We start from the raw sequence: 16,225 nt of genomic DNA on the forward strand, positions 1-16,225 counted from the left end.
TGAGAGGTCGTTATGGATGAAGCAGCCAAAGCATTGGCGCTGATAGGCGGTACGGCATTATTGAATGAGCCGGGACAGGACGAAAGGCAACGTCAGGCCGCTTGGGATTCAATGCTGTATGCGCAACTGGTCGCCAACAAGCAAGCCGGCTCGCGGTTTGATGATTACGACGCGTGGTACGCGGCTTATACCGCCACGTATCGTCAGTTGGGCTGGTTGAAAATCGCCGGGACGCATGACCAGCGGCAGTTGGGCATGGCGAGGCCGAATGGGCCGATCCAGCCGCTGGAAGCCTGGATGCGGATACGCGCTATCGAACACAAGGCAGTGGTGGCTGCGGTGACGGGGCAGTTGAGCCGCTCAGGGGCAGCCTTTGGCCATTTACTTAAGTTTTGTGCACGCGATGAGGCAGGTGTCTCCAGTGTTGTGGTGGAGATTGGGTTGCTCAAGCCCGGGCCTGTCATGGACTTATGCAGCATTGCACTGCACACCACTAAACCCATCACGGGTTATGCGCTGAGTACGCTAATGAGTGAGCAGTTGAAGCAGGGTGAGGCTGTGTTCAATGGCGTTTCCCTGGCCTTGGATAGCGAGCGGTTCGCCCCTCAGCGTGACGAACTCAAATCGCTGATGGCAAGCAAAGATCAGCACGGTGCGTATCGTTTCTATCTGAACGCCGAGCGCACAGGAGAAGAGTATGAGTAATGCCACATCTGCCGTTATTGGCGCAGGTATTGTTTCGTTCCTGCCGGGCCTTGCCGCGACGCAAAAAAATAAAGTGAAACTGGCACTTGCCATGGCTGAGCGGGCGACCGCTACGGCTTATAAGGAAGGTTTGATAAAAGACTGGTTTGCTTACTACCGCAACCAGCTCAAGTTCCTGGGGTGGGATGCGGTGACGGCTGAGCAAATTCACTGGCCGGACAAAACGCGAACCGAGCAGACGGATCACGTGTTGCAGACCTTCTCCAAAGCGGCGGGGGACAGCTTCGCCTCGTCAATCAACGTGTCCATGCGCACGCTGCTGTCCAAGCCGACGCTGCTCAAAGAACTTGAGAAAAAGGCGTTCGAGCGGCAGCACTTTCAATTGTTGGCCTGTGCGCCGGCCGGTAATAATCGAGTCGATATGGTGCTTTATCACGAAACGGATAAGCAGTCTGTTTTCAGTGCGGGGTTCATCAGCCGCAAGCGCGGTCATAAGCATGTACGCGCGGAGCTTGTTCGGTTCAACATCCTGGCCTTTGAGAACAGTGTCTTGCCAAACGTCCAGGAAAGCGTAGTCAAGGTATCCCTGGAGCGTATTCATGACTATGGCATCTAAGGCGCCAGATACCCTTTGATCCCGGTAAAAATGATCTGGGCCGCCAATGCGCAAACGAACAGCCCCATCAAACGGCTGACGATCTGCAGGCCCTGGTCACCGAGGATCCGTTCGATGCCGTGCGACAGGTACAGCACCAGGCCCACGGTGAAGCTGGCCAGTGCAATGCTGACGATGGCCAGCGCCTTGTCGTCCCAATGCGGCTGGCTCACGCCCATCACCAGCAGGGCACCGATGGTGCCTGGGCCTACGGTGAGCGGGATGGTCAGCGGCACGATGGTCACATCCTGCTGCACGTTGTCGGCTTGCACGGCCGGTTTGCCCTGGGCCATGCCCAGCGCCGAGATGAACAGAACGCTGCCAGCGCCGATCCGGAAGGCGTCTGCAGTGATGCCGAAGATACCGAAGATCACCCGCCCGAACAGGTATAGCAGCACACTGGCAATCAGTGCGGCGAAGGCGACTTTCCAGGCAAGTTGCTTGCGCTCTTTGATGGAGTGGCCTCGGGTCAGCCCAATGAAGCACGACAGCACGAAGAATGGGCTATAGAGCACGAGCATCTTCAGGTAGACACTGAACAACTCATGGAGCATGAGGTGGGTCCTTGTAGAAGCGATATCCGCTACGAGGTATGCAGCGGATCCGCCTTGGCTTCTCGCTGGTTCGCCCAATACTGGATCAACTCGCGCAATTGCGACAGCTCAACCGGCTTGGCCATGTGCCCATCCATGCCGGCCAGCCGCGCACGCTCCTTATGCTCGGCAAGGATGTGCGCCGTCAACGCCACCACCGGCGTGCGCTGGCGTTGATTGGCGATTTCCCAGGCGCGCAGTTGCTCGGTGGCGGAGAAACCATCGAGCACCGGCATCTCGCAGTCCATCAATACCAAGTCATAGCGCCGGGCCTTCATGGCGTGCAGCGCTTCCTCACCGTTGCACGCGGTGTCTGGCTCCAGGTTGAGCTTGCCCAGCATGCCGCGGATCACCTTGGTCGAAATGCTGTTGTCCTCGGCCACCAGCACGCGGAAATCGCCAGGCAGCTCGCGCACCGGCGGCACCCCTGGTTGGGGCATCGGCACGGTCTGTTCGCGGCCACGTTGGGCCAGTTCTTCGGCCAGGGTTGTCTTGAGGGTGTAGCCGGCCACTGGCTTGGCCAGAATGCGTTTGACTCCGGCATTGCGGGCGATAACTTTGCTCGGGGCATTGCTGATACCCGTAAGCATGACCACCAGGATGTCGTGGTTCAGGCTCGGATCTTCCTTGATCTTGGCCGCCAGTTGCATACCGGTCATCCCCGGCATGTTCTGGTCGAGCAGGACGGCATCGAAATAGTCGCGCAGGTGCGCCTTGGTCCGCAGCAGGGCAAGGGCTTCCTTCCCCGATGGCACCGCGCTGACGTTCATGCCCCAGGCGCTGCACTGTTGCACCAGCACCTTGCGGCAGGTGTCGTTGTCATCCACTACCAGCACCCGGGCGTCGCGCAGCGGGCCGTCGAGGTCCGTCGGAGGTTGCTCCAGGCGCAATGGGTCGAGCGGCAAGGTCAGCCACAGGGTGTTGCCCATGCTGGTGCTGCTCTTGATCCCGAACTCACCCTGCATCAGGCCGATCAACTGTTTGGCGATGATCAAGCCCAGGTGGCCCCCCAGCTTGTTGCTCGACAGGAAGTGGTGGCTGTGCAGTTCTGCCTGCAGCAGGGCGTCGCGCTCGGCAGCGGGCAGGGGTTCGCCGCTGTCCTGCACGGCAATGCGCAGGCGGGGTACGTCGCCGCGTTGGTCCAATGCAACCACCAGCAGAATCTCGCCTTGGTCGGTGTTTTTCAAGGCGTTTTCCAGCAGGCTGGAGAGCGCCTGGCGCAGGCGTGTCGGGTCGCCGCTGATTACACGCGGGACCTGCGGCTGGGTAAAGCTGATCAGCTCGATGTTCTGCTGTTCGGCCTTCGCCCGGAAGATGTTCAGGCAGTCTTCGATCAGGGCGTTGAGGTCGAACTGCACGTCGTCCAGCTCGATCTGCCGCGACTCAAGCTTGGAAATGTCGAGAATTTCGTTGATCAGCGTCAGCAGTTCATTGCCGGCGCTGTGGATGGTTTGAACGTAGTCGCGTTGCTTGACCGACAAGGGGGTGCCGAGCAGCAATTCGGTCATGCCGAGCACGCCGTTCATGGGGGTGCGGATTTCGTGGCTGATCTTGGCCAGGAACTCGGCCTTGGCGTTGATTTCAGCATCGCTGGCCGCCAGTGCTCGGCTGGCGCTGAAGTGCTCTTCGTTCAAGCGCCGCAGGCGCTCGCTGACCGCCAGGTTCAGCAGCAGGCCGGTGACCACCGTCAAACCAAGCAGAATGCACAGCAGCCACGGTGTCGAGGTACGCGTCAAACCGAGCAATGCGGGCAGCAGCACCAGGCCGCCGAGGTTGAAGACCACCATGGCCAGACAGAACAGCCGTGCTGGCCCATAGCCCTTGTACCAGTGGTAGCTGCTGACCAGCAGCATGCTTATGCTGCCCAGGGCGAGCAGCGCATAGGTCATCAGGTTCAGGGGCAAGGTATCGATGAACAGGAGTATCAGGCCGCTGACCGCGGCTACCAGCATTTCGCCCTGCAGCAGGCGGCTGAGCTGCGGCGAGTTGCGCGCAGAGAAGAAATGCTGAGTGAAATACAGCCCCGCAATGCTCGCCAGTACCAGGGTGAGGTAGGCAGCAGGGGTCTGCGCACTGTGCCACAGGTGCCACCACGGGCCGCTGAGGTTGAGCAGGATCAGGCTGCTGAGCAGCATCAGGCCATGGTACAGGGCAAGTACCAGCGTGGTGCTGGAGCGGGTGTACAGAAAGCGGATCAGGTTGTGCAGGATGAGCATCACCAGGCCGCCGAACAGCATGCCGAACAGCAGCGGCTGGTTGTTGTTGGAGGCGGCTTCAGCCGCAGGCTCCAGGCTGATGGCCGGGCGCAGTTGATGCTCGGACACCAGCCGCAGGTAGATGTCCAGCGGTTGCTGGCTGTGGGGCAGGGGCAGAACGTGGTCGCTACCGCGCAGGGTAGGGCTGCCATTGCCGGGCTGACGCCCATGGTGCAACTGGCGCAGCAACCTGTCGCCGTCAAGGGCGAAGAGGTCCAGGCGTGAAAGGTCGGGGGCGAAGACGCGCAGCAGTTGCTCCTGCTCACCCGGCTCCAGGCGATAGTGCAGCCACAGGGCTTGTTCGGCAGGGGCGGCGTCAAGCTCCCTGAGAGTGGTCGGGCTGAACTGGCTGCGATAGCGATCGGAGCGCACGTCGCTCAACTGCAGGTTGGCCTGTTCATCGAGCAAAACGGACCAGCCACCGCCTTGTTCGGCCGAAGCCGGGAGCAGGCAGAGCAGGGTCAGCAAGCTGACGATCAGAGCTGTGGCAATCCGACGCCGACGCACTACGAGATCCCTTCCTAGCTGAGGTGCCGGGCATTAACTATGCGCGGCGCGCCAAGTCGAAGGCAAGGCCCCGAAGGGGCCCTGTCGACGAGCCGATCACCGCAGGCCCAAGGCGCTGCGGCAATCCGGTAAAACTTACTGCTGGTGTTCACCGCGCTCACGGGCGATGGCCCGGTAGCCGATGTCGGTGCGGTAGAAGCTACCGTTCCAGGTGACCTCCCTGGCCAGGCGATAAGCCTGCTGCTGCGCATCGGCCACTGTGCTGCCCATGGCCGTGGCGCACAGTACACGGCCACCGTTGGTGACCACTTGGCCGTCCTTGAGCGAGGTACCGGCATGGAACACCTTGCCCTCAATTGTGGCCGCTGCTTCCAGGCCGCTGATCACGTCGCCCTTGGCGTAGTCGCCTGGGTATCCGCCGGCAGCCAGTACCACGCCCAGGCTCGGGCGCGGGTCCCACTGTGCTTCTACCTTGTCCAGCGCCTTGGCGAACGCCGCTTCGATCAACAGTACCAGGCTCGACTCCAGGCGCAGCATGACTGGCTGGGTTTCCGGGTCGCCGAAGCGGCAGTTGAACTCGATGACCTTGGGGTTGCCCGCCTTGTCGATCATCAGGCCGGCATACAGGAAGCCGGTGTAGACGTTGCCTTCCTCGGCCATGCCGCGCACGGTCGGCCAGATCACCTGGTCCATCACGCGCTGGTGCACGTCGGCGGTGACCACCGGCGCAGGCGAGTAGGCACCCATGCCGCCCGTGTTCGGGCCGGTGTCCTGGTCGCCGACACGCTTGTGGTCCTGGCTGGTGGCCATTGGCAGCACGTTGTGGCCGTCGACCATGACGATGAAGCTGGCTTCCTCGCCGTCGAGAAACTCTTCGATCACCACGCGCGAACCGGCGTCGCCGAAGGCATTGCCGGCAAGCATGTCACGCACGGCGGCTTCGGCTTCTGCCAGGGTCATGGCGACGATCACGCCCTTGCCCGCAGCCAGGCCGTCGGCCTTGATCACGATCGGCGCGCCTTTTTCCTGCAGGTACGCCAGGGCCGGCTCGATCTCGGTGAAGTTCTGGTAGTCGGCAGTCGGGATCTTGTGGCGCGCCAAAAAATCCTTGGTGAAGGCCTTGGAGCCTTCCAGCTGGGCCGCGCCCTTGGTCGGGCCGAAGCAGTCCAGGCCACGGCTGCGGAACAGGTCGACCACGCCGATGACCAGCGGAGCCTCGGGGCCGACGATGGTCAGGTCGACGTTCTGTTCAGCGAAGTCGGCCAGTTGCTCCAGGGCGGTCACGTCGATGGCAACGTTCTCGCACTTGGCTTCAATGGCGGTGCCGGCGTTGCCCGGGGCGACGAAGACTTTTTCGACGCGTGGGTCCTGCGCGACTTTCCAGGCCAGGGCGTGTTCACGGCCGCCGCTGCCGATGATCAAAACTTTCATGTCAAAACCTCGAATTCTTTCGGACGCAAGGCAAAGCCTCACGCGGTACGAGGTCGCACTGAAGCAGCTGCCCGCTTCAGTGCGGCCGATTGCCGTAAATCAGTGGCGGAAGTGGCGCATGCCAGTAAAGACCATGGCGATACCGGCTTCATCAGCGGCAGCGATGACTTCAGCATCACGCATCGAACCACCAGGCTGGATCACCGCGCTGATACCCACTTTGGCCGCGTTGTCGATGCCATCACGGAACGGGAAGAACGCGTCCGACGCCATGACCGCACCCTGCACCTGCAGGCCAGCATGCTCGGCCTTGATGGCAGCAATGCGTGCGGAGTTGACACGGCTCATCTGGCCGGCGCCGACACCGATGGTCTGGCGCTGCTTGGCATAGACAATAGCGTTGGACTTGACGAACTTAGCCACTTTCCAGGCAAACACCAGGTCGTGGATTTCCTGCTCGGTCGGCGCACGCTTGGTGACGATTTTCAGGTCATCGGCGGTGATCATGCCGATATCGCGGCTTTGCACCAGCAGGCCGCCGTTGACCCGCTTGAAGTCCCAGCCGGCAGCGCGCTCGGCAGGCCACTCACCGCATTCCAGCAGGCGCACGTTCTGCTTGGCCGCCACCACGTCGCGGGCAGCCTGGGAGATTTTTGGGGCGATGATCACTTCGACGAACTGGCGGTCGACGATGGCCTTGGCGGTTTCGCCATCCAGCTCGCGGTTGAAGGCGATGATGCCGCCGAAGGCCGACTCGGTGTCGGTGGCGTAAGCCAGGTCGTAGGCCTTGCGGATGCCGCCTTCGTCTTCAGGCACCACGGCAACGCCGCAAGGGTTGGCGTGCTTGACGATGACGCAGGCCGGTTTTACGAAGCTCTTCACGCACTCCAGTGCGGCATCGGTGTCGGCCACGTTGTTGAACGACAGCTCTTTGCCTTGCAGCTGGACAGCGGTGGAGATGCTGGCTTCGCCTTTGTTGGCCTCGACGTAGAACGCGGCGCTCTGGTGCGGATTCTCGCCATAGCGCATTTCCTGGGCCTTGACGAACTGGCTATTGAAGGTGCGCGGGAACGCGCTGCGGTCTTCAGTGCTCAGGGTGTCCTTGGCCTGGTCGATGGTGCCCATGTAGTTGGCGATCATGCCGTCATAGGCGGCGGTGTGCTCGAAGGCCTTGAGCATCAGGTCGAAGCGCTGGGCGTAGGTCAGGCCACCGGCTTTGAGGCCTGCGAGGACGCTGGCATAGTCGCCGGCGTTGACCACGATGGCGACGTCCTTGTGGTTCTTGGCGGCCGAACGGACCATGGTCGGGCCGCCGATGTCGATGTTCTCGATGGCGGTCGGCAAGTCACAGCCAGGCTTGGCGATGGTGGCTTCGAACGGGTACAGGTTGACGGCGACCAGGTCGATCGGCTTGATGCCATGCTCGTTCATGATGGCGTCGTCGGTACCGCGACGGCCAAGGATGCCACCGTGGATTTTCGGGTGCAGGGTCTTGACCCGGCCGTCCATCATTTCGGCGAAGCCTGTGTAATCGGCCACTTCCACCGCGTTCACACCGTTGTCCTTGAGCAGCTTGTAGGTGCCCCCGGTGGACAGGATCTCGACACCGAGCTGCTGCAGCTCACGAGCGAATTCGAGGATACCGGTCTTGTCGGAGACGCTGATCAGGGCGCGGCGGACTGGCAGGCGGGTAGTCTGGTCGGTCATTTCGGATTCCAATAACGCGGTGGAGTCAGCAAAAAAGGCGCCTCTGTTCAGGGAGCCGCCTTTTCTGGTTGGGATTCTGGCTTACAGCAAGTCGTACTGCTTGAGCTTCTTGCGCAGGGTGCCTCGGTTGAGCCCGAGCATCTCGCTGGCTTTGGTCTGGTTGCCCTTGACGTAATTCATCACGCTCTCGAGCAGGGGCGCCTCGACTTCGGAGAGCACCAGGTTGTACACGTCAGTGACGGTAGCGCCTTCCAGGTGTGCGAAGTAGTTGTGCAGCGCCTTCTCGACGCTGTCGCGAAGGGTCTGGCCTTCTTCGCTCGGCGTGTTGAGATGCTGTTTGAGGTTGGCGTTGTCGCTCACGGGCGTTGTTCCACTCACTAATGTCTCGGTCATCATCGTCATGCGGCCACCCCTTGTTCGTCCTCTGTCTCAAGGCTCTGTCGACGTTCGTCGAAATACGCACGAACGTTGGCGCACTGCGCTTGTGTGTCTTCCAAAGCGTTGAACCGGGAGCGAAACTCCTTGCCGCCGGGTCGTGTTGCCAGGTACCAGCCAACGTGCTTGCGGGCGATACGAACGCCCATCACATCGCCATAGAAGGCGTGCAGCGCGGCCAGGTGCTCCAGCAGGATACGTTCCACTTCGTCCAGCTGCGGGGCCGGCAAATGCGCGCCAGTCCCCAGGTAATGCTCGATCTCGCGAAAGATCCACGGCCGCCCCTGGGCAGCCCGGCCAATCAGCAGGCCGTCGACCCCGGTGGCATCCAGCACCGCCCGGGCCTTTTCTGGCGAAGTGATATCGCCGTTGGCAAAAACCGGGATTGACACCGCCTGCTTGATGGCAGCGATGGTGTCGTATTCGGCTTCGCCGGTGTACAGGTCGGCGCGTGTGCGGCCGTGCACCGCCAGCGCCTGGATGCCAGCCTGTTCGGCGATTTTCGCTACGTTCAGGCCGTTCTTGTTCGACCGGTCCCAACCGGTGCGGATCTTCAGGGTCACCGGGACGTCCACCGCGCCAACCACGGCGTGGAGGATCTCGCTGACCAGCGCTTCATCTCTCAATAAAGCAGAGCCTGCAGCTTTGTTGCAGACTTTTTTTGCCGGGCAGCCCATGTTGATATCGATGATCTGCGCGCCGGCCTCGACGTTGGCCCTGGCCGCTGCTGCCATCATCTGCGCATCGCCACCGGCGATCTGTACCGAACGGGGTTCGGGATCACCTTCGTGGATGCGGCGCAGGCTCGACTTGCGGCTGTTCCACAGGCTCATGTCGCTGCTGACCATCTCCGACACCACCATGCCGGCGCCCAGGCGCTGGCAAAGTGTACGGAAAGGCTGGTCCGTGACCCCGGCCATGGGCGCGAGGATCAGGTTGTTGCGTAGTGTATATGGGCCGATGCGTACCGCCGACATAGGTGTTCCCTGTTGTGGGGCCGAATCATTGGAGTCGAAAAAGGGTTGGCATGATACCCGCTCTCGGTGACCGGATAAAGATGGATTTGGATAAAATCTGAACAGTTGAGGGCTTATGCCTTTGCGCTTCAAGCAGCAAGCTTCCAGCGGCGAGAGGGAGCCGACCGATTGTCGGCTCGCTTGTCTCGTGGCTTGCAGCTGGCAGGTTATTCCGGGGAACGGAAGCTGAGGCTGTAGTTCACGGCCTTGGGCCCCGGGTCGAGGATGTCCAGGGCGATGTGAATCGGCGTCTGGCTAGGCATTTCACCGCGCCCGGCCAGCTCGCCGGACAGGTACTCGCTCGGCTTGAAGCGTCGGCTGGCGATCAGTTGGCCGTTGAGGTCGGCGAAGCGCAGCTCCAGCAGCGGGAATGGCTGGGCGAAAGAGGCGCGGTTGTAGATGATCGCGTCGACGATCAGCGCACCCTTGAAGTCCGGGTGGCTGCGCACCACCAGGTTGCTGCTCTTGATCCGGCCGATGTCCACGCGGGTGGGCACTTCGCAGCCAAGCATCGGGCACAGCTGCTGGAAGATCGGGCGATAGGTGTCATGGCGGGCCATTTCGTCGAAATGGAACCATACGTACTGGAACGCCAGCAGGCCAGCGGCCAACAAGGTCAGGAAACCCCACAACAGGCGCTTGCCCCAGTTGGGTTGGGGCTTCTCCCAGCCCAGTTGCAGCGGGTCGTCGACCACATCGACCAGCGGCTCCTTGCGTGACGGGCGCTCGGCCCTGGTGGACAGCCCAGGTTCCAGGCGTTCGCCGGGCAGGGCGGGTGCGGGGGCGTGGTCGTGGGCCGACAGATGGACATCCGTTTCGTCGTCATCACGGGCGCTCAGGCCTTGTTCGTGAATGATTTCATCGTCGCCTGACAGGTGCTCATCCAGCCTGTCGAGGTCCGCGTGTGCGTCAGCCCGATGCCCCGGTAGCGGATCGTCCAGGTCAAGGTCCAGATTGCCGCCCAGGGTGGGCTCGGTACGGTCGCCCGGCGCCGGTTCAAGGTCCAGCGGCTCCTGGGCCAGCAACACCGGGGCCGGCTCATGAACGGCCTGAGGTTCAAGGTGATCGTCGGTGGCGGTGCCAAACAGTTCGTCGCCATGAACGTCAGCGGCCGGCTCGTCGCGCCGGGCCTGCAGTGCATCGGCCGCAGCAGCGGGGCGTGCCTCGGCGGGCTTGCCGCGGCGCTCAAGGCGGGCCAGCTCCTGGTCCAGGTCGAGCTCATCCAGGGCCTGTGCGGTCGCTGCCCAGTCGTCCTGCGCGGCGGGCGGACGCACGCTGACCGCAGGTTCGGGTACAGGGGCCGGCGCGACCACCGGGGTGGGCGGCACCACCGGCGTGGCGCCGGCGCGATTTTGCTCCAGCAGCTGTTTCGCCGCATTGAACACCTGCAGGCAGTGGCCGCAACGCACCACGCCGCGCGCCACGCTCAACTGGTGATGGGTGACGCGAAAGCTGGTCTGGCAATGCGGGCACTGGGTGACGAAACTGTCGGTCATGCGGCGATCCGGGGGCTGTGCAAAGAAGTATTCTAGGCCTGCTTAGCGGCGGCGACCACTGATGCGCACCCAGCCGTCGCGCACTACGATTGGGTCCAGCTCGAAGTCGGCGGCATACGCCGCGGCCACTTCTTCGCCCTGTTCGGCGAGGATGCCCGACAGGGCCAGCAGGCCACCGGGGCGAACCAGGCCAGACAACTGGGGTGCCAACGCGACCAACGGGCCCGCGAGGATGTTGGCGACCAGCACATCGGCTTGCAGGGTCGGCATGTGCTCGGGCAGGTACAGCGCCAGCAGCTCGTCGGCGATGCCATTGCGCTGGGCATTGTCCCGCGAGGCTTCCAGTGCCTGTACATCGATATCGGTACCCACGGCTTCACGCGCGCCGAGCAACAGCGCGGCGATGGCCAGGATGCCCGAGCCGCAGCCGAAGTCCAGCACCTGGGTGCCGTCGAGCTGTTGGCCGTCGAGCCATTCCAGGCACAGCGCGGTGGTGGGGTGGGTGCCGGTGCCGAAGGCCAGACCCGGGTCGAGCAGCAGGTTGACCGCGTCCTTTTCCGGCGCCTCGTGCCAACTTGGCACGATCCACAGACGCTGGCCGAAGCGCATTGGCTGGAAATTGTCCATCCAGCTGCGCTCCCAGTCCTGGTCCTCGATCACTTCGGCCTGGTGTTCGGGCAGTTCGGTGCCGGTCAGCAGGCGCAGGTGGGCGAAGACCTGCTCTGGGTCGGCGTCGGCTTCGAACAGCGCCAACAGATGCGTGTGCGACCACAACGGGGTGGTGTTGAGGTCGGGTTCGAAGATCGGCTGATCTTCGGCATCCATGAACGTGACCGAGACGGCACCGACTTCGAGCAGGGCGTCTTCGTAGGTTTCGGCTTGTTCCGGGCTGATGGCCAGGCGTACTTGCAGCCAAGGCATGGCGGGCACCTTTGGTAAATCGACAGGGGCAGCCCGAGGCTGCGCGAAGGCTGGCAGTTTACGCGAGTGCGGGGGTTTATGCATGACTAGAGGGGCCTGCTCAGCAGGCCCGCCGACCTCAGTGCAAACGTAGGAACTCCAGCACCTTCTGGTTCACCTGTTCCGCAGCCTCCATCTGCACCATGTGCCCTACACCGGGCACCACCAGCACCTCGGCCTCCACGCCCTCGGCATGCGCAGCTGGAATGATGGCATCCTCGGCGCCCCAGATCACCAGCGCCGGGTGTTGCCCGAGCACGCTGCGCAGGTCATGCCGCTGGCGATCACCCTCGGCAATGGCTGCTCCGAGCTGCTGAAGGGCCAGATCTACCCCCTCCAGGCGCTTGAACTTGAGCATGTCTTCAAGCAGTTGTCGGGTGACCAGCCCCGGGTCGGCGAACAATTGCACCATCTGCGGCTTGAGCGCATTGCGGTTGCTGGCCGCAACGAAACCTTGCAGGTACTGGCCATTGATCGCGTCACCCAGGCCGGCACTGGCCACCAATGTCAGGCTCGCCACCCGCTGCGGTGCCAGGCGCGCCAGGTTGAGGCTCACCGCGCCGCCCATGGAGTGGCCGGCCAGGTGCGCCCGGGGAATGTCCAGGCGGTCGAGCAACGCCAGCACGGTTTCGCTCAGTTCGTCCAAGTCACCGCGCTGTAAGGCTTTGGCCGACTCGCCATGCCCTGGCAAATCAAGGGCGATGACCCGGCGCTCGGCAGCCAGCGCGGGGTGGTTGAACAGCCAGTTGTTCAGGTCGCCGCCAAAACCGTGCACCAATACCAAGGGCGTGCCACCTTCACCCAGCTCGAACCAGCGCAGCAGCCGGCCTGCCACTTCGCCCTTCTGCGGCGCCGGCCCCTGGGCCTGGTCGGCGCCGCCTTCGGCCACGAACTCGGCCTGGAAGCGTTGCACCACCGCGTCGATCTCCGATTCCTCTGCCTGGCCTTCCACCACCACGGCCAACAGCGCACCGACGGGCAGGGTTTCGTCAGGTTTGGCCACCTGCCGGCGCAGTACGCCACTGAAGGGCGCCTCGACGCTGCTGCTGATCTTGTCGGTCTCGACGTCCAGCACTTCGTCGCCCTTGTTGATCTCGTCGCCTTCTTGCTTGAGCCAGGCATCGACCCGGCCCTCGGTCATCGACAGGCCCCACTTGGGCATGGTCAGGGTATGGATCTGGCTCATGCGGCACTCCTTGCGGTTTCGATCACCTTGCGCACGGCGGCTTCGATCTTCGCCGCGTCAGGGATGTACAGGTCTTCCAGGGCGTCGGAGAACGGCACCGGAGTGTGCGGCGCGGTGACCATTTCGATGGGCCCTTTGAGCGCGCCGAACGCCTTTTGCGCCACCAGGGCGCTGATGTCCGTGGCCATCGAGCAGCGCGGGTTGGCTTCGTCGATTACCACCAGGCGGCCAGTCTTCTCGACGCTTTCAAGGATGCTGTCCTCGTCCAGTGGGCTGGTGGTGCGCAGGTCCAGCACTTCGCAGTCGATACCCTGGCGGGCCAGGTTGTTGGCGGCCTCCAGGGCCACGTGCACCATGCGTCCGTAAGTCACCAGGGTGACGTCGTCGCCGTCGCGCAGGTAGTTGGCTTCGCCAAAGGGCACGGTGTAGACCTCTTCCGGCACTTCGCCCTGCATGCTGTAAAGCAGCTTGTGCTCGCAGAAGATCACCGGGTCGTTGTCGCGGATCGCCTGGATCAACAGACCCTTGGCGTCGTAGGGCGACGATGGGCAGACCACCTTCAGGCCCGGGATGTGCGTCCACAGCGAGGTGAGCATCTGCGAGTGCTGCGCCGCCGCGCGCAGGCCCGCACCGTACATGGTGCGCATCACCAGCGGGGTGACGGCCTTGCCGCCGAACATGTAGCGAAACTTGGCCGCCTGGTTGAGGATCTGGTCCAGGCAGCAGCCGGCGAAGTCGACGAACATCAGTTCGCACACCGGGCGCAGGCCTTGGGTAGCGGCGCCCACGGCGGCGCCGACGTAACCGATTTCCGACAAGGGCGCATCGAGCACCCGGCCCGGGAACTGGTGGTACAGGCCCTTGGTCACCCCTAGCACGCCGCCCCAGGCATCGTCCTCACCTGGCGCACCCGCGCCGCCGGCCACGTCCTCGCCAATGATGAACACGCTGCTGTCGCGGCGCATTTCCTGGGCCAGGGCTTCGTTGATGGCTTGCTGGTAACTGATTTTTCTAGCCATGGTCATTCTCCTGTTGTTCTTGTTGTCCGGGCTCAGGGGTAGCTGACATAAACGTCGGTGAGCAGATCGGCGGGCTGAGGCTTGGGATCGGACTTGGCCCGTCGCACGGCGTCTTCGATCATGTCCTCGACACGGGCATCGATGGCATCGAGCTGTGCGGCCTGCAGCAGGCCGGCGCGGGTGGTCTTGTTGCGGAACTGCAAGAGGCAGTCGCGGCTTTCGCGCAGGTTCTTCACTTCATCCGGGGCCCGGTAGGTTTGGGCATCGCCTTCGAAGTGGCCGTAATAACGGCTGAGCTTGACCTCGATCAGCGAAGGCCCTTGCCCGGAGCGCGCGCGCTCGATTGCGGCGCCAGCGGCCTCGTGCACGGCAAAGAAGTCGAAACCGTCGATGGTCACCCCGGGCATGCCGAAGCCGGCAGCGCGGTCGGCGATATGGTCGCAGGCGACCGACCAGGTCGAGGCGGTGGCTTCGGCGTAGCCATTGTTCTCGGCGACGAAGATGCAGGGCAGGTTCATGATCGAGGCCAGGTTCATTGCCTCGAATACCGCGCCTTCGTTGGAGGCGCCGTCACCAAAGAAGGCCACGGCCACATCGTCGCTACCCTTGATCTTGGCCGCGAGTGCGGCACCGGCCACCAGCGGCGCGCCGGCACCGACGATGCCATTGGCGCCGAGCATGCCTTTTTCCAGGTCGGCGATGTGCATCGAGCCGCCCTTGCCGCCGCACACACCGGTTTTCTTGCCGTAGATCTCGGCCATCATGCCGTACACGTCGACGCCTTTGGCGATGCAGTGGCCATGGCCGCGGTGGGTCGAGGCAATGCAGTCGCTGTCGCGCAGGTGCGCCATGACGCCGGCGGCGGAGGCCTCTTCGCCGGCATACAGGTGGACGAAGCCGGGGATCTCGCCGGTGGCGAACTCCACGTGCAGGCGTTCTTCGAATGCGCGAATGGTGCGCATCATTTCATAGGCGTGCAGCAATTGCGCTGAGCTGAGGTCAGTGGACATCTTGTTGTTCTCCAGGGTTGTCTCGAGACGGGGTTGCAGGGTGCAGCCGGTGGCCGCGCGGGACGGCCAGCAGGTGGTGGCGGGCGGCATGGGCCAGCACCGCTTCGACATCCACGGTCAGTGGGCCTTGGTGGTCGAGGGTGACGGTGGGGGTGTCGTGTTCGGCGAATTCGATCTCACGTTCGCCGTCCAGGGCCAAGGTGCCGGCGGCCAGGCTCAGTCGATGGGCCACGCCCGGGGTGAGCGTGCCACTGGCGGTGATGCCGCAGCCCTGCAACAGGCCCGGCGCCAGCGGTGCCAGCAGGGCCTGCTCGGCGCCGGGGTTTAACCGTACCCAGGCGCCATGCGGCTCATGGCGGGCCACGGGGCACCACAACCCGCACAAGGCGGACAGGCCAATGGCATGGGGTTCGGCAAAGCAGGCGAAGACTTCGCTGAGGTCCTCGCTGCGGCTCAGGGCGCGAGCGCCAATGAAGCGCTGCGGCGATACGGCGACTTCGACCAGGGCCCATTCGCACAACTGCTGCTGCGGCACGTTCACCAGCAGGCGTTTGTTGCGGCGCAGGCCGATGCTTGCCGGTACCTGGGCGCCGGCCACAAGGCCGCCGGCAAGGCCGGCACTGGTGGCTTCGCGCAGCTCCGGGAAGGCGTTATTGGTACCGGTGGAGAGGGTCAGCAGGGGCACGTCCCCGGCCTCTGCCGCCACTGCCTTGTGGGTGCCATCACCCCCGAGCACGGCAATCATGGCAACACCCTGTGCCACCATCTGGCGCGCGGCCAGGCGGGTGTCGCTGACGGTCTGGGTCAGGGGCAGGTCCAGCAGTTGCAAGGCTGGCCAGTGCTGGTCACGGGCCACGGGGCCCTGGCTGGCCTTGAGCACGGCGGCGGCGATGCCGGTCATGTCGGTGGGCAGCAGCACCTTGGCAACACCCGTGGCACCGAACGCGGCGAGCAGGCGCTGGATCACCGAAGCTTTGTCGGTGCTCGAGTACAGCCCGGCGTTGGCCGTCAGGCGGCGCAGGTCGCGCCCAGAGGCAGGGTTGGCAATGATCCCGATGATCGGGGCAGGTTGCGGCATGGCGCACCTCGTTTTCTTGTTTGCCAGGTGTTCAGCAAGCGCGGTGCCAGGTTTCGATAAATCGCCTGAGGGCACTGTTGCAGAGCGGCTGCAGGCTGCGCCAGCGGGGCGGCGTAGCGTGGCGGGCGAGACGCCGGGTGCCAGCAGCGGGTTGCCCTGGCCGAGACCCTGA

General features: G+C 63.5%; 14 protein-coding genes. 2 read left to right on the plus strand and 12 right to left on the minus strand.

All coding sequences use genetic code 11. The features are described from left to right. Positions 1–12 precede the first annotated feature (12 nt). Together L6D80_RS23350 and L6D80_RS23355 are read left to right on the plus strand one after the other, a co-directional pair. On the plus strand, positions 13–705 hold the full coding sequence (locus tag L6D80_RS23350; RefSeq protein WP_176516174.1) for a hypothetical protein: 693 nt from the start codon (positions 13–15) through the stop codon (positions 703–705). Beyond that, a complete protein-coding gene (locus L6D80_RS23355) occupies positions 698–1,321 on the plus strand; it encodes a hypothetical protein (protein ID WP_176516172.1) in 624 nt (207 codons plus the stop codon). Before L6D80_RS23350 ends, L6D80_RS23355 begins: the two co-directional genes overlap by 8 nt. On the opposite strand, the gene L6D80_RS23360 is transcribed toward L6D80_RS23355, so the two are convergent. The 12 genes from L6D80_RS23360 to L6D80_RS23415 all read right to left on the minus strand — a co-directional run bounded on the left by L6D80_RS23360 (position 1,318) and on the right by L6D80_RS23415 (position 16,053). Continuing rightward, complete coding sequence (locus L6D80_RS23360) at positions 1,318–1,914, minus strand: MarC family protein (protein WP_054900170.1); 597 nt, start codon at positions 1,912–1,914, stop codon at positions 1,318–1,320. The genes L6D80_RS23355 and L6D80_RS23360 overlap by 4 nt on opposite strands. A 29-nt stretch (positions 1,915–1,943) precedes the next feature. Further along, positions 1,944–4,715, minus strand: a complete 2,772-nt coding sequence (locus tag L6D80_RS23365; protein ID WP_176516170.1) for a hybrid sensor histidine kinase/response regulator — start codon at positions 4,713–4,715, stop codon at positions 1,944–1,946. A 135-nt stretch (positions 4,716–4,850) separates the two neighbouring features. After that, positions 4,851–6,146 (minus strand): phosphoribosylamine--glycine ligase, encoded by a 1,296-nt coding sequence (gene purD, locus L6D80_RS23370; RefSeq protein WP_054900168.1) that lies wholly within the window; start codon positions 6,144–6,146, stop codon positions 4,851–4,853. Positions 6,147–6,245: 99 nt separating this feature from the next. Then, complete coding sequence (purH, locus tag L6D80_RS23375; RefSeq protein ID WP_176516168.1) at positions 6,246–7,853, minus strand: bifunctional phosphoribosylaminoimidazolecarboxamide formyltransferase/IMP cyclohydrolase; 1,608 nt, start codon at positions 7,851–7,853, stop codon at positions 6,246–6,248. An 81-nt stretch (positions 7,854–7,934) separates the two neighbouring features. Continuing rightward, positions 7,935–8,255, minus strand: coding sequence for a DNA-binding transcriptional regulator Fis (fis, locus tag L6D80_RS23380; RefSeq protein ID WP_008093076.1), 321 nt, complete (start codon positions 8,253–8,255; stop codon positions 7,935–7,937). Further along, positions 8,252–9,265, minus strand: a complete 1,014-nt coding sequence (dusB, locus tag L6D80_RS23385; RefSeq protein WP_054900166.1) for a tRNA dihydrouridine synthase DusB — start codon at positions 9,263–9,265, stop codon at positions 8,252–8,254. The genes fis and dusB overlap by 4 nt, the downstream gene beginning before the upstream one ends. 206 nt (positions 9,266–9,471) lie before the next feature. Then, complete coding sequence (locus L6D80_RS23390) at positions 9,472–10,800, minus strand: DUF3426 domain-containing protein (protein ID WP_176516166.1); 1,329 nt, start codon at positions 10,798–10,800, stop codon at positions 9,472–9,474. A 42-nt stretch (positions 10,801–10,842) separates the two neighbouring features. Next, a complete protein-coding gene (gene prmA, locus L6D80_RS23395) occupies positions 10,843–11,721 on the minus strand; it encodes a 50S ribosomal protein L11 methyltransferase (protein ID WP_054900164.1) in 879 nt (292 codons plus the stop codon). Between the two features lie 118 nt (positions 11,722–11,839). Next, the gene (locus tag L6D80_RS23400) at positions 11,840–12,946 is read right to left on the minus strand and encodes an acetoin dehydrogenase dihydrolipoyllysine-residue acetyltransferase subunit (protein ID WP_176516164.1); all 1,107 of its coding nucleotides are present in this window, start codon (positions 12,944–12,946) and stop codon (positions 11,840–11,842) included. Next, complete coding sequence (locus L6D80_RS23405; protein WP_176516163.1) at positions 12,943–13,965, minus strand: alpha-ketoacid dehydrogenase subunit beta; 1,023 nt, start codon at positions 13,963–13,965, stop codon at positions 12,943–12,945. The genes L6D80_RS23400 and L6D80_RS23405 overlap by 4 nt, the downstream gene beginning before the upstream one ends. Before the next feature lie 32 nt (positions 13,966–13,997). Further along, entirely contained in the window at positions 13,998–14,975 is a 978-nt protein-coding gene (locus tag L6D80_RS23410; RefSeq protein ID WP_176516161.1) for a thiamine pyrophosphate-dependent dehydrogenase E1 component subunit alpha, read from the minus strand. Beyond that, positions 14,965–16,053 (minus strand): ATP-NAD kinase family protein, encoded by a 1,089-nt coding sequence (locus L6D80_RS23415; RefSeq protein ID WP_176516159.1) that lies wholly within the window; start codon positions 16,051–16,053, stop codon positions 14,965–14,967. Before L6D80_RS23415 ends, L6D80_RS23410 begins: the two co-directional genes overlap by 11 nt. Positions 16,054–16,225: the final 172 nt, after the last annotated feature.

Source organism: Pseudomonas ceruminis (assembly GCF_021602025.1).
Taxonomy (GTDB): domain Bacteria; phylum Pseudomonadota; class Gammaproteobacteria; order Pseudomonadales; family Pseudomonadaceae; genus Aquipseudomonas; species Aquipseudomonas ceruminis.

What these genes read in the sequence shown, in the direction of transcription:
- L6D80_RS23360 (WP_054900170.1), bottom strand. Translation starts at nt 1,914, where the DNA reads ATGCTCCATGAGTTGTTCAGTGTCTACCTGAAGATGCTCGTGCTCTAT.
- L6D80_RS23390 (WP_176516166.1), bottom strand. Translation starts at nt 10,800, where the DNA reads ATGACCGACAGTTTCGTCACCCAGTGCCCGCATTGCCAGACCAGCTTT.
- L6D80_RS23355 (WP_176516172.1), top strand. Translation starts at nt 698, where the DNA reads ATGAGTAATGCCACATCTGCCGTTATTGGCGCAGGTATTGTTTCGTTC.
- purD (WP_054900168.1), bottom strand. Translation starts at nt 6,146, where the DNA reads ATGAAAGTTTTGATCATCGGCAGCGGCGGCCGTGAACACGCCCTGGCC.
- dusB (WP_054900166.1), bottom strand. Translation starts at nt 9,265, where the DNA reads ATGTCGGCGGTACGCATCGGCCCATATACACTACGCAACAACCTGATC.
- L6D80_RS23410 (WP_176516161.1), bottom strand. Translation starts at nt 14,975, where the DNA reads ATGTCCACTGACCTCAGCTCAGCGCAATTGCTGCACGCCTATGAAATG.
- L6D80_RS23350 (WP_176516174.1), top strand. Translation starts at nt 13, where the DNA reads ATGGATGAAGCAGCCAAAGCATTGGCGCTGATAGGCGGTACGGCATTA.
- L6D80_RS23415 (WP_176516159.1), bottom strand. Translation starts at nt 16,053, where the DNA reads ATGCCGCAACCTGCCCCGATCATCGGGATCATTGCCAACCCTGCCTCT.
- L6D80_RS23400 (WP_176516164.1), bottom strand. Translation starts at nt 12,946, where the DNA reads ATGAGCCAGATCCATACCCTGACCATGCCCAAGTGGGGCCTGTCGATG.
- L6D80_RS23405 (WP_176516163.1), bottom strand. Translation starts at nt 13,965, where the DNA reads ATGGCTAGAAAAATCAGTTACCAGCAAGCCATCAACGAAGCCCTGGCC.
- prmA (WP_054900164.1), bottom strand. Translation starts at nt 11,721, where the DNA reads ATGCCTTGGCTGCAAGTACGCCTGGCCATCAGCCCGGAACAAGCCGAA.
- purH (WP_176516168.1), bottom strand. Translation starts at nt 7,853, where the DNA reads ATGACCGACCAGACTACCCGCCTGCCAGTCCGCCGCGCCCTGATCAGC.
- fis (WP_008093076.1), bottom strand. Translation starts at nt 8,255, where the DNA reads ATGACGATGATGACCGAGACATTAGTGAGTGGAACAACGCCCGTGAGC.